Origin of the sequence: Bacillus sp. FSL K6-1366, from assembly GCF_037976695.1 — a bacterium.
Classification (GTDB): Bacteria; Bacillota; Bacilli; order Bacillales; family Bacillaceae; genus Bacillus; species Bacillus subtilis.
Genome location: NZ_CP150268.1, coordinates 2,366,207 through 2,381,078, shown reverse-complemented (window position 1 = coordinate 2,381,078; position 14,872 = coordinate 2,366,207). Strand labels below are relative to the sequence as shown.

Here is a 14,872-nt window from a genome sequence, read left to right as displayed (position 1 = left end):
AACGTTCTGTTTATAAGACCCAAGGTCTTATATTCCGTATAATATCCTTAGAAAGGAGGTGATCCAGCCGCACCTTCCGATACGGCTACCTTGTTACGACTTCACCCCAATCATCTGTCCCACCTTCGGCGGCTGGCTCCTAAAAGGTTACCTCACCGACTTCGGGTGTTACAAACTCTCGTGGTGTGACGGGCGGTGTGTACAAGGCCCGGGAACGTATTCACCGCGGCATGCTGATCCGCGATTACTAGCGATTCCAGCTTCACGCAGTCGAGTTGCAGACTGCGATCCGAACTGAGAACAGATTTGTGGGATTGGCTTAACCTCGCGGTTTCGCTGCCCTTTGTTCTGTCCATTGTAGCACGTGTGTAGCCCAGGTCATAAGGGGCATGATGATTTGACGTCATCCCCACCTTCCTCCGGTTTGTCACCGGCAGTCACCTTAGAGTGCCCAACTGAATGCTGGCAACTAAGATCAAGGGTTGCGCTCGTTGCGGGACTTAACCCAACATCTCACGACACGAGCTGACGACAACCATGCACCACCTGTCACTCTGCCCCCGAAGGGGACGTCCTATCTCTAGGATTGTCAGAGGATGTCAAGACCTGGTAAGGTTCTTCGCGTTGCTTCGAATTAAACCACATGCTCCACCGCTTGTGCGGGCCCCCGTCAATTCCTTTGAGTTTCAGTCTTGCGACCGTACTCCCCAGGCGGAGTGCTTAATGCGTTAGCTGCAGCACTAAGGGGCGGAAACCCCCTAACACTTAGCACTCATCGTTTACGGCGTGGACTACCAGGGTATCTAATCCTGTTCGCTCCCCACGCTTTCGCTCCTCAGCGTCAGTTACAGACCAGAGAGTCGCCTTCGCCACTGGTGTTCCTCCACATCTCTACGCATTTCACCGCTACACGTGGAATTCCACTCTCCTCTTCTGCACTCAAGTTCCCCAGTTTCCAATGACCCTCCCCGGTTGAGCCGGGGGCTTTCACATCAGACTTAAGAAACCGCCTGCGAGCCCTTTACGCCCAATAATTCCGGACAACGCTTGCCACCTACGTATTACCGCGGCTGCTGGCACGTAGTTAGCCGTGGCTTTCTGGTTAGGTACCGTCAAGGTACCGCCCTATTCGAACGGTACTTGTTCTTCCCTAACAACAGAGCTTTACGATCCGAAAACCTTCATCACTCACGCGGCGTTGCTCCGTCAGACTTTCGTCCATTGCGGAAGATTCCCTACTGCTGCCTCCCGTAGGAGTCTGGGCCGTGTCTCAGTCCCAGTGTGGCCGATCACCCTCTCAGGTCGGCTACGCATCGTTGCCTTGGTGAGCCGTTACCTCACCAACTAGCTAATGCGCCGCGGGTCCATCTGTAAGTGGTAGCCGAAGCCACCTTTTATGTTTGAACCATGCGGTTCAAACAACCATCCGGTATTAGCCCCGGTTTCCCGGAGTTATCCCAGTCTTACAGGCAGGTTACCCACGTGTTACTCACCCGTCCGCCGCTAACATCAGGGAGCAAGCTCCCATCTGTCCGCTCGACTTGCATGTATTAGGCACGCCGCCAGCGTTCGTCCTGAGCCAGGATCAAACTCTCCGATAAAGTAGTTTGACTGACTACGCACATCGCTGTGCGATTTTTAAAAACTGAATTAACAGGTACGTTTTGTCTTGTTTAGTTTTCAAAGATCATTTTGTTTGTCCGCTTTGTTAAAGCAACTTTATTAGTATACAACGTCACTTCTTCAAAGTCAATAACTTTTTTAAAAAATTACACTAACGTGCAATTGCTTGGCGGCGTCCTACTCTCACAGGGGGAAACCCCCGACTACCATCGGCGCTGAAGAGCTTAACTTCCGTGTTCGGTATGGGAACGGGTGTGACCTCTTCGCTATCGCCACCAAACAAATTGAGAGTGTTCTCTCAAAACTAGATAACAGGTGTGACATCATTCAAAAATATGGTTAAGTCCTCGATCGATTAGTATCTGTCAGCTCCATGTGTCGCCACACTTCCACCTCAGACCTATCAACCTGATCATCTTTCAGGGATCTTACTTCCTTGCGGAATGGGAAATCTCATCTTGAGGGGGGCTTCATGCTTAGATGCTTTCAGCACTTATCCCGTCCGCACATAGCTACCCAGCGATGCCCTTGGCAGAACAACTGGTACACCAGCGGTGCGTCCATCCCGGTCCTCTCGTACTAAGGACAGCTCCTCTCAAATTTCCTGCGCCCGCGACGGATAGGGACCGAACTGTCTCACGACGTTCTGAACCCAGCTCGCGTACCGCTTTAATGGGCGAACAGCCCAACCCTTGGGACCGACTACAGCCCCAGGATGCGATGAGCCGACATCGAGGTGCCAAACCTCCCCGTCGATGTGGACTCTTGGGGGAGATAAGCCTGTTATCCCCGGGGTAGCTTTTATCCGTTGAGCGATGGCCCTTCCATGCGGAACCACCGGATCACTAAGCCCGACTTTCGTCCCTGCTCGACTTGTAGGTCTCGCAGTCAAGCTCCCTTGTGCCTTTACACTCTGCGAATGATTTCCAACCATTCTGAGGGAACCTTTGGGCGCCTCCGTTACCTTTTAGGAGGCGACCGCCCCAGTCAAACTGCCCACCTGACACTGTCTCCCCGCCCGATAAGGGCGGCGGGTTAGAAGGTCAATACAGCCAGGGTAGTATCCCACCGATGCCTCCACCGAAGCTGGCGCTCCGGTTTCCAAGGCTCCTACCTATCCTGTACAAGCTGTACCAACATTCAATATCAGGCTGCAGTAAAGCTCCACGGGGTCTTTCCGTCCTGTCGCGGGTAACCTGCATCTTCACAGGTACTATAATTTCACCGAGTCTCTCGTTGAGACAGTGCCCAGATCGTTGCGCCTTTCGTGCGGGTCGGAACTTACCCGACAAGGAATTTCGCTACCTTAGGACCGTTATAGTTACGGCCGCCGTTTACTGGGGCTTCAATTCGCACCTTCGCTTACGCTAAGCGCTCCTCTTAACCTTCCAGCACCGGGCAGGCGTCAGCCCCTATACTTCGCCTTACGGCTTCGCAGAGACCTGTGTTTTTGCTAAACAGTCGCCTGGGCCTATTCACTGCGGCTCTCTCGGGCTTGCACCCTAACAGAGCACCCCTTCTCCCGAAGTTACGGGGTCATTTTGCCGAGTTCCTTAACGAGAGTTCTCTCGATCACCTTAGGATTCTCTCCTCGCCTACCTGTGTCGGTTTGCGGTACGGGCACCTCTCACCTCGCTAGAGGCTTTTCTTGGCAGTGTGGAATCAGGAACTTCGCTACTATATTTCGCTCGCCATCACAGCTCAGCCTTATGGGAAACGGATTTGCCTATTTCCCAGCCTAACTGCTTGGACGCGGATATCCAATACCGCGCTTACCCTATCCTCCTGCGTCCCCCCATTGCTCAAATGGTGAGGAGGTGGTACAGGAATATCAACCTGTTGTCCATCGCCTACGCCTTTCGGCCTCGGCTTAGGTCCCGACTAACCCTGAGCGGACGAGCCTTCCTCAGGAAACCTTAGGCATTCGGTGGAGGGGATTCTCACCCCTCTTTCGCTACTCATACCGGCATTCTCACTTCTAAGCGCTCCACCAGTCCTTCCGGTCTGGCTTCACAGCCCTTAGAACGCTCTCCTACCACTGTTCGAAGAACAGTCCGCAGCTTCGGTGATACGTTTAGCCCCGGTACATTTTCGGCGCAGAGTCACTCGACCAGTGAGCTATTACGCACTCTTTAAATGGTGGCTGCTTCTAAGCCAACATCCTGGTTGTCTAAGCAACTCCACATCCTTTTCCACTTAACGTATACTTTGGGACCTTAGCTGGCGGTCTGGGCTGTTTCCCTTTCGACTACGGATCTTATCACTCGCAGTCTGACTCCCAAGGATAAGTCATTGGCATTCGGAGTTTGACTGAATTCGGTAACCCGGTAGGGGCCCCTAGTCCAATCAGTGCTCTACCTCCAAGACTCTTACCTTGAGGCTAGCCCTAAAGCTATTTCGGAGAGAACCAGCTATCTCCAGGTTCGATTGGCATTTCACCCCTACCCACACCTCATCCCCGCACTTTTCAACGTGCGTGGGTTCGGGCCTCCATTCAGTGTTACCTGAACTTCACCCTGGACATGGGTAGATCACCTGGTTTCGGGTCTACGACCACGTACTCATGCGCCCTATTCAGACTCGCTTTCGCTGCGGCTCCGCATCTTCTGCTTAACCTTGCACGGGATCGTAACTCGCCGGTTCATTCTACAAAAGGCACGCCATCACCCGTTAACGGGCTCTGACTACTTGTAGGCACACGGTTTCAGGATCTCTTTCACTCCCCTTCCGGGGTGCTTTTCACCTTTCCCTCACGGTACTGGTTCACTATCGGTCACTAGGGAGTATTTAGCCTTGGGAGATGGTCCTCCCGGATTCCGACGGAATTTCACGTGTTCCGCCGTACTCAGGATCCACTCAGGAGAGAACGAAGTTTTGACTACAGGGCTGTTACCTCCTATGGCGGGCCTTTCCAGACCTCTTCATCTACCTCGTTCTTTTGTAACTCCGTATAGAGTGTCCTACAACCCCAAGAGGCAAGCCTCTTGGTTTGGGCTAATCCCGTTTCGCTCGCCGCTACTCAGGGAATCGCATTTGCTTTCTCTTCCTCCGGGTACTTAGATGTTTCAGTTCCCCGGGTCTGCCTTCTCATATCCTATGAATTCAGATATGGATACCACTCCATTACGAGTGGTGGGTTTCCCCATTCGGAAATCTCCGGATCAAAGCTTGCTTACAGCTCCCCGAAGCATATCGGTGTTCGTCCCGTCCTTCATCGGCTCCTAGTGCCAAGGCATCCACCGTGCGCCCTTTCTAACTTAACCGTTAAAAAGAATCACTATGTGATATCTTGTGTTACTAATTGAATGTGATGTCTACTGTTATCTAGTTTTCAAAGAACACATTTCGAAGGAATGATCCTTCAAAACTAAACAAGACAGGGAACGTTCTGTTTATAAGACCCAAGGTCTTATATTCCGTATAATATCCTTAGAAAGGAGGTGATCCAGCCGCACCTTCCGATACGGCTACCTTGTTACGACTTCACCCCAATCATCTGTCCCACCTTCGGCGGCTGGCTCCTAAAAGGTTACCTCACCGACTTCGGGTGTTACAAACTCTCGTGGTGTGACGGGCGGTGTGTACAAGGCCCGGGAACGTATTCACCGCGGCATGCTGATCCGCGATTACTAGCGATTCCAGCTTCACGCAGTCGAGTTGCAGACTGCGATCCGAACTGAGAACAGATTTGTGGGATTGGCTTAACCTCGCGGTTTCGCTGCCCTTTGTTCTGTCCATTGTAGCACGTGTGTAGCCCAGGTCATAAGGGGCATGATGATTTGACGTCATCCCCACCTTCCTCCGGTTTGTCACCGGCAGTCACCTTAGAGTGCCCAACTGAATGCTGGCAACTAAGATCAAGGGTTGCGCTCGTTGCGGGACTTAACCCAACATCTCACGACACGAGCTGACGACAACCATGCACCACCTGTCACTCTGCCCCCGAAGGGGACGTCCTATCTCTAGGATTGTCAGAGGATGTCAAGACCTGGTAAGGTTCTTCGCGTTGCTTCGAATTAAACCACATGCTCCACCGCTTGTGCGGGCCCCCGTCAATTCCTTTGAGTTTCAGTCTTGCGACCGTACTCCCCAGGCGGAGTGCTTAATGCGTTAGCTGCAGCACTAAGGGGCGGAAACCCCCTAACACTTAGCACTCATCGTTTACGGCGTGGACTACCAGGGTATCTAATCCTGTTCGCTCCCCACGCTTTCGCTCCTCAGCGTCAGTTACAGACCAGAGAGTCGCCTTCGCCACTGGTGTTCCTCCACATCTCTACGCATTTCACCGCTACACGTGGAATTCCACTCTCCTCTTCTGCACTCAAGTTCCCCAGTTTCCAATGACCCTCCCCGGTTGAGCCGGGGGCTTTCACATCAGACTTAAGAAACCGCCTGCGAGCCCTTTACGCCCAATAATTCCGGACAACGCTTGCCACCTACGTATTACCGCGGCTGCTGGCACGTAGTTAGCCGTGGCTTTCTGGTTAGGTACCGTCAAGGTACCGCCCTATTCGAACGGTACTTGTTCTTCCCTAACAACAGAGCTTTACGATCCGAAAACCTTCATCACTCACGCGGCGTTGCTCCGTCAGACTTTCGTCCATTGCGGAAGATTCCCTACTGCTGCCTCCCGTAGGAGTCTGGGCCGTGTCTCAGTCCCAGTGTGGCCGATCACCCTCTCAGGTCGGCTACGCATCGTTGCCTTGGTGAGCCGTTACCTCACCAACTAGCTAATGCGCCGCGGGTCCATCTGTAAGTGGTAGCCGAAGCCACCTTTTATGTTTGAACCATGCGGTTCAAACAACCATCCGGTATTAGCCCCGGTTTCCCGGAGTTATCCCAGTCTTACAGGCAGGTTACCCACGTGTTACTCACCCGTCCGCCGCTAACATCAGGGAGCAAGCTCCCATCTGTCCGCTCGACTTGCATGTATTAGGCACGCCGCCAGCGTTCGTCCTGAGCCAGGATCAAACTCTCCGATAAATGGATCACAGGTTAAGTTCACCGCATCCTGCGGCGACACCTGTGTGACCTGCGTCGTGCAGGCCCTAGTTTGACTGACTACGCACATTGCTGTGCGATTTATAAAAAATGAATTAACAGGTACGTTTTGTCTTGTTTAGTTTTCAAAGATCATTTTGTTTGTCCGCTTTGTTAAAGCAACTTTATTAGTATACAACGTCACTTCTTCAAAGTCAACAACTTTTTTTAAAACTTTTGGTGGAGCCTAGCGGGATCGAACCGCTGACCTCCTGCGTGCAAAGCAGGCGCTCTCCCAGCTGAGCTAAGGCCCCATAAAAATGGTCGGGAAGACAGGATTCGAACCTGCGACCCCATGGTCCCAAACCATGTGCTCTACCAAGCTGAGCTACTTCCCGATTTCCTATCTATTCTATTAAAAGATATGGCGCGCCCGAGAGGAGTCGAACCCCTAACCTTTTGATCCGTAGTCAAACGCTCTATCCAATTGAGCTACGGGCGCAATTCAATTTACAATATCCCGTTGGGATAAATGGAGCGGAAGACGGGATTCGAACCCGCGACCCCCACCTTGGCAAGGTGGTGTTCTACCACTGAACTACTTCCGCATCTCGCAATAAAAAAAGCTTTCTCCTTATTGAGAAACCTTGGTAATAATACATTTAATAAAGCTTCCAAGCGTAATCGAACCGCTGACCTCTTCCTTACCACGGAAGAGCAACTTGAAAGTTTATATCCGGTTTCTTAGGACAAAGGTAATTATAGCAGGGTTTTGATAAATGTCAATACGGTTTAGACAAATTTAGAAAGGTGGCGAATAATCGTGTTTGCCACCTTTCTGCCACCCTGGGTAGCGGACACCTAAAATTAAACGAATAAATAATTCATTAAAATTAAAAATTAGTGCAAAATAAAAAAACATCTATTAATAACATGGCTTCCATCTAACAACTCTCAATGTTCTTGGTAATCCTTCTTCCCACGTTAAATATTTCAGACCATCTAATAGCTCTCATTTATTTTACTCGGTGAGTTTTACCCTCAAGAAATTCAAAGCCTGTTCTTAAAGCTCTTTATCTGCCCTTCAGGACATTCTTTTTCTTTATACATTACCCAAGGTTATTTATGTTCCTCCAATGACTTATAGTAATCAATCTTTTCTACTATCTTCGTTAAGTTATCCTTTAAACCTTCAATTTCTTCAAGAACATTTTTTGATGCATTTCTAACAATTCCAGTCGCTTTTTCACCGTAGGTTCCCCTTGGCTTCTAAGATCGGAAAACCGTATCATGTCCGTAATTGACATCCCAGTTGTTCGTAAACGGATTAAAAAATTGATCCAAGACATATCAGACTCCGTGTACTTTCGATAACCGTTTTTATCCCGTCTCACTTCACGAAGCAACCCTATCTTTTCGTAGTAGCGTAAAGTGTGGACGGATAGTTTAGTCATATTTGAAATTTGCTGAATCGTATAAAGTTTTTCCATATCAATCATTTTAGCACAAAAAAAGTATTGCTTTAGAGTGCACTCTAAAGTGTAGCATTCAATTCGAAAGATCGACTAATCTAAAAGGAGAGAATGAAATGAACAACGATCGGTATCAGCGAGGTTGGCAAAAACTTATGGAAGTAGATGGAGAGGGTGGGCAACGTGTAATTGATTCACTTAAAGACATTGCTCCTGATCTCGGAAAATACGTAGTGGAATTTGCTTTTGGAGATGTATATCAGAGAGAAGGACTTGACCTAAAGCAACGACAATTAATTACAATTGCAGCACTCACTGTTGGGCTTTCACCAGGTGAGATAGTTGAATCAATATTTCACTGTACGCCTTATACCGGCTTTCTAAGAGTGCTGAATGCAACCTTTGTAGCAAAACGAATTTTTGAAGAGCATAACATTCAAACGATATCCACTTAAAAAATTATAAGCTTTCCCGTTTAGGCGCCAGAGGAACCCTGGCGTTTTATATTATGTTCTACTTTAATGGAAAGAATCGTTTTGAATGATTTGAAAAAGAAGACAGGAAAGAATGAAGAGGATATCCGTGCAACTGTGAAGTATGTTTAAGGTTATTACTATCATTTCTTGTTTATTCTTTTAATTTGATTTAGAACATTTATAAGTTAATGTTAATACTACAATACGGTTTCCTAAGAGCAACCTCAGTTCTACTATCGACCCATTAGCTTAAACGTAAAAAGCACCCGTTTTCAGGTGCCCCAAACAACTATGATATTTTCCTCAATCTATTAGCGCTGAATCCACTGCTTTGGTATGTTTTGACGAGATCGCCCAATCGTACCGAAAAGCCCAAGATGCCGCTGCCCCTGTTCGTTCCACGCGGTACATCATACCAATGTCCGCTCAATTCCACCGCTCCACTCCAATCGTAACTCACTTCCCCTTCTAACACATTGGTCCAATTATGACCACTGCCGTTGTCGCTTAATCCTACCCACCAGACCTTATTGTTATCGAGATGGCGGATGTAGTAAATGCCTCCATCGTCGCCTCGCCAGGTTCCTGTCAAATCGTACGCAGGTTGCCTCCAATGAGTTAATATAGGTACCTGATTGTAGTACATAAGTAGCTCTCCTCTATTGGAATTTTTATTCGTTACAGCATAAGTCCACTACATTTAATACCGAATTCGTTGCCATGTAGTCGCGCCAATTCCACCGGATACCTTAGTCAACCGGTCTCCACTACGGGCGACGACTAAGGTGCCACTGCCCCTGTTCGTTCCACGCGGTACATCGGCCCAATTTCCAGAGATCACCTCTGATCCAGTTTCATCAAACATCCGCATTCCATGAAACACGTGTGTCCAGTGTTGCCCCCTACCGTTGTCGCTGAAGCCTGCCCACCAGACATGGGGGTCATCATGCCGGATGTAGTACACGCCTCCATCGTTGCCTCGCCAGATTCCTGTCATATCCGCTTCCTGCCGAGTCACTTGTGCATCAACAAAAGACTCCCAATCATGCATATGCCTCCAATGAGTTAGCATAGGAACCTGATTGTAGTACATAAATAGCACTCCTCCATTGGAATTTTTGGGTTTATTACACATAACATATGATGAAACATAACAATTGAACCTAGGCAAATGCTGATTTGAGATTATAAATATCGATGAGAATCTGATTCAAATAATAGGTTAAATGACACACATCAAATTGATCATTTCGCTTTTTTAAAATGACATTACATTCTGCTTCTACTTTTTCTTATGGTAAAATTTCGTTGAAGCTTTTTAAATGAAAGGATATGATCATGAAGGTATTTGAAGCTAAATCATTGCTTTCTGAAGCTGAAAACCGTGCAAAGGAATACAAAGATACAAGGAGTCAAATGGTCAAATTAAAGAAAGCCTTCAAATCAGTGGCTGATCTTGATGACAGTGAGTTTTCAGGTAAGGGTGCCAATAACATAAAGGCATTTTATGAAGATCAAGCAGGGATCGCTGACCAGTGGATTGATTTGATTGACATGAAAATCGCATTTCTCACGAGTGTTACTGGCATTCTGGAAGACGCAAGCTTATCGGATGCCTACATAGAAGAATCTTTTTTAGAGCACGAGCTGGCAAACGCTTATACTAAATCAAAATCCATCATGTCAGAACAGAAAAAAGCAATGAAGGACATTCTAAATGACATCAACGACATACTACCGCTAGATTTATTCTCCACAGAAACTTTTAAAGACGAACTCTCTTCAACCGACAACAAACGTACCAAGACTATCAAAAAAATTTATGATATCGATGAAAATTTAACATCTGAATATGCGCTCTCAGAAGCAAATGAACAATTGATTCAAGCTGATTACCAAGCACTCATGAACGCTACATCAAAAGGCAAAAGCGCCTCCCCTATTTACTATAATGCAAAAGCTTATAGGGACAGTGAAATTCATAAGATGACCGAGGATGTAAAAAAACAATCTACTGATTATATTTCCTTCAAAGATCAGCAGGCCGAACAAAGAAGAATTGCGAAAGAACAGGAAGAACTCGCAAATAGGCCATGGTATGAAAAGACTTGGGATTTCGTTTGTAATTTTACGGGGGAAGTCTCCGGATATTATGATTATAAGAGAGCTGCTGATGGTGTCGATCCAGTCACCGGTGAAAAATTAACTGATGGGCAACGGGTGGCAGCTGGCGCAATGGCTGCGGCAGGATACATCCCTATAGTTGGCTGGGCCGGGAAATTAGCCAAAGGCGGAAAGGCTGTTTACTCAACGAGCAAAGCCATCTATAGGGCAGACAAAGCGCTTGATATCTATAAAACTTCTAAGACATTCCCTGCCCTTCAAAACTCCAGTAAAGGACTCTACGGTCTTGCGTCAGCGAATGGTTTTAGTGAAGCAATAACCGGTCGAGATATGTTCGGGAATAAAATTTCTGAGGAGAGACGTGAAAACAGCTTTAATAGTGCTCTAGCTGCTCTCGGGCCTATAGGAGCAATCGGAACCGGCAAAGTATTGAAAGCAAGCGTAGGAGCCGGAAAATCTTCAAATCTCTATCGCGGGGATAAAGATTTATATTCCACCAAAGCAGCTAATGGCTTAGGAAAATTACATATTGATCCGGACACCGGAAATCTTGTGCCAATAAATAAAGAAGGAATGTATAAAGGTAGACAAGTCACAGTAACAGAACATATTTTAGGCGGATTTAGAGGAGCCCAAAAGTCTAATAGTCCGTACACCAGTTTCACAATGAATAAAAATATAGTCACTAATTATGGTGATAATTCTATTGAATTAAATCTGCCGGCTTTGCGAAAGGCCATCCAGTCAGGAGAAGTAAAAGGAGTAGCTATTTTATCTCCCAAAAAAATTGAACGTCTAATAAAGAATGATAAGCATTCAGATTATTGGAAGAAAAGAGCTCTTAGTTGGACAAAAAGAGATACTGAATATTTAATAAGAGGTGAGATACCAAGCGAGTACTTCAAACTGCAATCAAAGGAGGAAAAATAAGTGTTCCTTTACTATAAAGATGAAAAGTTAGGCGAAATTCACGTCGTTAGCGGAGAAGGTATGTGGATGTACGGTATTCTCAGTCCATATGAAAACATTGAGACCTTTCGAGACCTTTTTAATGACCTTATTGACGAAGATGGTGACTTCGATGAAACGAAATACGACGAAGAATGGCTAAATGACGAAAACTGGTTCGTTTCGGATAATGGGAATAAAAGAGGCATTATTGTTCCGGCTGTTTATCCTGACGGTGCTATAAACTGGAGATGGATATAAAAAGGGGCCCAACATGGGCCCTTTTTTTATCCAAAACTAGAAACAGACGTATATAAATAATGTTTACTTACTCTTGATTTTAAATCGTAGTTGATAGACCCTTGTCCAATAACACCATATTTCAATCGATACCGAGCAGATGCAGAAGCTTTAGAAGTTTCTTGTGCACGAGTTATCTTTAGCTCATCACCTTGCACAGTAAATGGTGGCGCAACAAAATGCCATTCATCCCATGCCTTTGTGATTTTGCTGTAGGAAATTACTTTCTTCGGCTTTGGTCTACTTACTTTGATACGGTAGCTTAGATTTATTACTCCAGTATTCCAGTAGATTTTAAAGGTTGTTGTACCTACCGGAACAGGGTATGTACCCATAGTACTGAATTCATCTTCAGTCTTTTCTGGAATAATCCCCATAGTTCCAACATACTTTCCATTATCGTCATAAATTTTTTGCTCCTGAGGTTTGGTCGAATCCATGTCAAATGCGACTTCTTTCTCAGGTAAAACCGGTTGCTGTGGCATTTCCGCAGCCTTTGATGTGTTTTCAAATGTTGTTGACAAAACGAGAGCTAAAACCGTGGCAATAACGACTGTCACAAACTTTTTCATGCTACTCCTCCTATCAAACTTTTTTCGAAACAATGCCATATTAACACAAATATACAAATAAATACATACTTTTCTATATTTATTCCTACGAAAAAACATGTATAATGACACTTGAAATCTACAACTGCTTCTAGGTTACACTAGGAGAAAGCCTAAAAAGAAAGGTTGATGGGTTTGAACTTATATTTAGTAACAGCCCTTGTAATATCAGTATTATTAAACGTAATTTTATGTATTCAGCTAGGAAAATTCAGAACAAGTCGAATTTCCAAATGGAAAGAAGGCATGGGAATTAACACTCCATTCGCGGCATTAGTCTGGGCTTTCCTTGCTATAACAATTGTTTTGAGTCTTATAGGTTTATTGGCTGGAGTTAGTGATTTATAAAAGGAGGAACTAAAGTGGAAATGTTTCTAACTTGGATCACAACGATTATACCTTTTATCTTTTTGTTTATTGGAGTTAGCGTTATTTGGTGGGTAGTACGGTATTTACTCACGATTAGAAAAAATTCTTTCAAGAAGATTGAACAAAACAATGAAATCATCAGTCTACTAAAAAACAGGTGACAGACTCTCATCAATGAATTTTTAAAAAAGCCCTCCATTTTAGGGAGGGCTTTTTGTTATTTTAGAAGTCATTCAATTTTCGCTTTTGTCTTAAGTAGATCAATGTAACCGAATTGTTCTATGGATTTTTTCAGGGCATCATACTCCAGATCGCCTGGCTGAAGATCAATCCGGGGATTGTAGGGAGCGGGGTTAATCTTTTCTACTGATATAGTTCTAATATCCATGATGTTTCGCCTCCATATAAAAAAGCACCCAAATGGATGCTAAATAATTAATTAAACTTATTCTGCATATTTTTTATAAGCGACTTAATTTTTATTATGTTTTGTTCCTCTGTAGATTCAATGATATAGGATTCGGTTTTATCAGGAGAAATTAAAATCAACTCAAGATTTTCTTTTGAATCGTTTAACCACACAACATCCCAATTAAGTGCCAATTTCATTTTCATTTCTTTTATATGACTATTAAATTCCTCAACTTTTTTTAGTTTTTCTTCATAAGCTTGTTTAGTGATTAGATAAAGCCTCGATGTAATCCTTAAAGAAAATCTTCTTATCAATAAGCAAACTCCTAATATTAAAATTATATAGAGAAACATTTTAAATAAGAGTTCACCATTTCTGTAATATGCGCTATTTATTATGGCCTTTAATATCTCATCTAATTGGTTGTTTGCAGGATCTGCTATATCAAAAAACTCAAAAAAAGACTTGCTCGGATTTGATCTTGTTTCTTTTATGTATTCTTGTTGAATTCCAAAAGAAGTTAAACCAAATATAAATGTAAAGAGTGGAACTAAAAAGGTGACTGCAGCACTAAAGAAAGGCAATGTTATTAAATTAATGAAAGCTGCACGAGAAGCAAAGTTTTCTTTTCTTTTAAACTCATCTTCAGCTGCAATCTTTATCATTTCTAATTTATCTAGGCTATGTTCACTTATCAACCAATTTTTGATAAAACTCATTCTACCTAAACTCAATAAGTCAATAATATGCAATTTAGACTCTCGAGTATTTTTCAATATATAATTTTTAATTATTAAATCATTTTTCTCTAAGAGTTTCTTTATAAAGAAAACAAAAGCTACTACTAGTATTAGGGGAATAATCATCAAAATAACCTCCTGTAATCCCCCTTTATTTTACAGCATAATAAATTAAGTTAGAATAAGCTGTTCACCTTTTTCTTCGAATTCTACCCCCAACACGTCTAAATGTGTCACGTTTCGTTCCCATGATTTCTTCCCAATCCTGCCTTGTCAAAGGTTCATCTGCCTTTGTTGAGGGACTTAACACTTTTTTAAGCTGCTGTTTCGTGTCAGCAGATAAAACGTCTCTCATCTTCATCTTTCATTACTCCTTGCCGAATAAGCACCGCCTTACGCTATTCGCTTTTATTAATTTGTGGCCCGCCGATTTCCCCTAGGAGGTAAGCAAAGAAAATGGAGAGCCGGTTTAAAGACTTTCCTTGCAAGCGGGATCTCACCGCTTGCGTTCCCCCTGACTATCGCGCGCAATACTGCATAGACTCGCTCCTCCTGTGAAGCTAACGACCTTCATAGTCATTCGATACATCCGAGTGCACACTTGATAAAGGAAAGGTGCGTCTCCTGGTTTGGCCATAAAAAAACGGCCACTAATCAGCTGTACAAATTCCCATGTACAAAAGATCAGCGTCCGTAGGTATCTCCTTTTGGGACTGTTATTCACGTTCGTTTTCTTGTCTCTATCGTATGACAATCTAAGCATTGAAAAACCCCCAATTTTCTCGGCATTTTGTCGGGCAGCTACCATTCCTAAATC

8 protein-coding genes, 4 tRNA genes and 4 rRNA genes are annotated in these 14,872 nt (G+C 44.9%); 3 read left to right on the top strand and 13 right to left on the bottom strand.

The annotated features are described in order from the left end of the window. Window positions 1-51: 51 nt before the first annotated feature. The 9 genes from MHI44_RS12590 to MHI44_RS12550 all read right to left on the bottom strand — a co-directional run bounded on the left by MHI44_RS12590 (window position 52) and on the right by MHI44_RS12550 (window position 8,057). Window positions 52-1,601 (bottom strand): 16S ribosomal RNA (locus MHI44_RS12590). Window positions 1,602-1,787: 186 nt separating this feature from the next. Continuing rightward, a 5S ribosomal RNA gene (rrf, locus tag MHI44_RS12585) occupies window positions 1,788-1,903 on the bottom strand. Window positions 1,904-1,958: 55 nt separating this feature from the next. Beyond that, a 23S ribosomal RNA gene (locus MHI44_RS12580) occupies window positions 1,959-4,886 on the bottom strand. A gap of 170 nt (window positions 4,887-5,056) precedes the next feature. After that, window positions 5,057-6,606, bottom strand: a 16S ribosomal RNA gene (locus tag MHI44_RS12575). The 16S, 23S and 5S rRNA genes sit together here with 4 tRNA genes alongside, the layout of an rRNA operon. Window positions 6,607-6,841: 235 nt before the next feature. After that, window positions 6,842-6,917 (bottom strand) — tRNA-Ala (locus MHI44_RS12570). Between the two features lie 7 nt (window positions 6,918-6,924). Further along, window positions 6,925-7,001: transfer RNA gene (locus MHI44_RS12565), tRNA-Pro, on the bottom strand. Window positions 7,002-7,028: 27 nt separating this feature from the next. Further along, window positions 7,029-7,105: transfer RNA gene (locus tag MHI44_RS12560), tRNA-Arg, on the bottom strand. A gap of 31 nt (window positions 7,106-7,136) precedes the next feature. Next, window positions 7,137-7,211, bottom strand: a tRNA-Gly gene (locus MHI44_RS12555). A 576-nt stretch (window positions 7,212-7,787) separates the two neighbouring features. After that, window positions 7,788-8,057 carry a MerR family transcriptional regulator gene (locus tag MHI44_RS12550; RefSeq protein WP_311315605.1) on the bottom strand — a complete coding sequence of 90 codons (270 nt, stop codon included), beginning with the start codon at window positions 8,055-8,057 and terminating at the stop codon, window positions 7,788-7,790. Between the two features lie 134 nt (window positions 8,058-8,191). Between MHI44_RS12550 and MHI44_RS12545 the strand changes: the two genes are divergently transcribed. From MHI44_RS12545 to MHI44_RS12535, 3 genes are all read left to right on the top strand, one after another. Next, the gene (locus MHI44_RS12545) at window positions 8,192-8,530 is read left to right on the top strand and encodes a carboxymuconolactone decarboxylase family protein (RefSeq protein WP_339202012.1); all 339 of its coding nucleotides are present in this window, start codon (window positions 8,192-8,194) and stop codon (window positions 8,528-8,530) included. A gap of 1,359 nt (window positions 8,531-9,889) precedes the next feature. Further along, a complete protein-coding gene (locus MHI44_RS12540; protein WP_339202010.1) occupies window positions 9,890-11,605 on the top strand; it encodes a T7SS effector LXG polymorphic toxin in 1,716 nt (571 codons plus the stop codon). Continuing rightward, window positions 11,606-11,884 (top strand): hypothetical protein, encoded by a 279-nt coding sequence (locus tag MHI44_RS12535; protein WP_181217389.1) that lies wholly within the window; start codon window positions 11,606-11,608, stop codon window positions 11,882-11,884. It begins immediately after the preceding gene. Window positions 11,885-11,910: 26 nt separating this feature from the next. Here the strand turns inward: MHI44_RS12535 and MHI44_RS12530 are convergent, their stop codons facing one another. From MHI44_RS12530 to MHI44_RS12515, 4 genes are all read right to left on the bottom strand, one after another. After that, window positions 11,911-12,495 (bottom strand): DUF5626 family protein, encoded by a 585-nt coding sequence (locus MHI44_RS12530; protein ID WP_181217390.1) that lies wholly within the window; start codon window positions 12,493-12,495, stop codon window positions 11,911-11,913. A 637-nt stretch (window positions 12,496-13,132) separates the two neighbouring features. Then, window positions 13,133-13,291 carry a hypothetical protein gene (locus tag MHI44_RS12525; protein WP_181217391.1) on the bottom strand — a complete coding sequence of 53 codons (159 nt, stop codon included), beginning with the start codon at window positions 13,289-13,291 and terminating at the stop codon, window positions 13,133-13,135. Window positions 13,292-13,338: 47 nt separating this feature from the next. After that, window positions 13,339-14,181 carry a hypothetical protein gene (locus MHI44_RS12520; RefSeq protein ID WP_181217392.1) on the bottom strand — a complete coding sequence of 281 codons (843 nt, stop codon included), beginning with the start codon at window positions 14,179-14,181 and terminating at the stop codon, window positions 13,339-13,341. A 64-nt stretch (window positions 14,182-14,245) separates the two neighbouring features. Then, on the bottom strand, window positions 14,246-14,416 hold the full coding sequence (locus MHI44_RS12515; RefSeq protein ID WP_339202007.1) for a hypothetical protein: 171 nt from the start codon (window positions 14,414-14,416) through the stop codon (window positions 14,246-14,248). Between the last annotated feature and the right edge of the window lie 456 nt (window positions 14,417-14,872).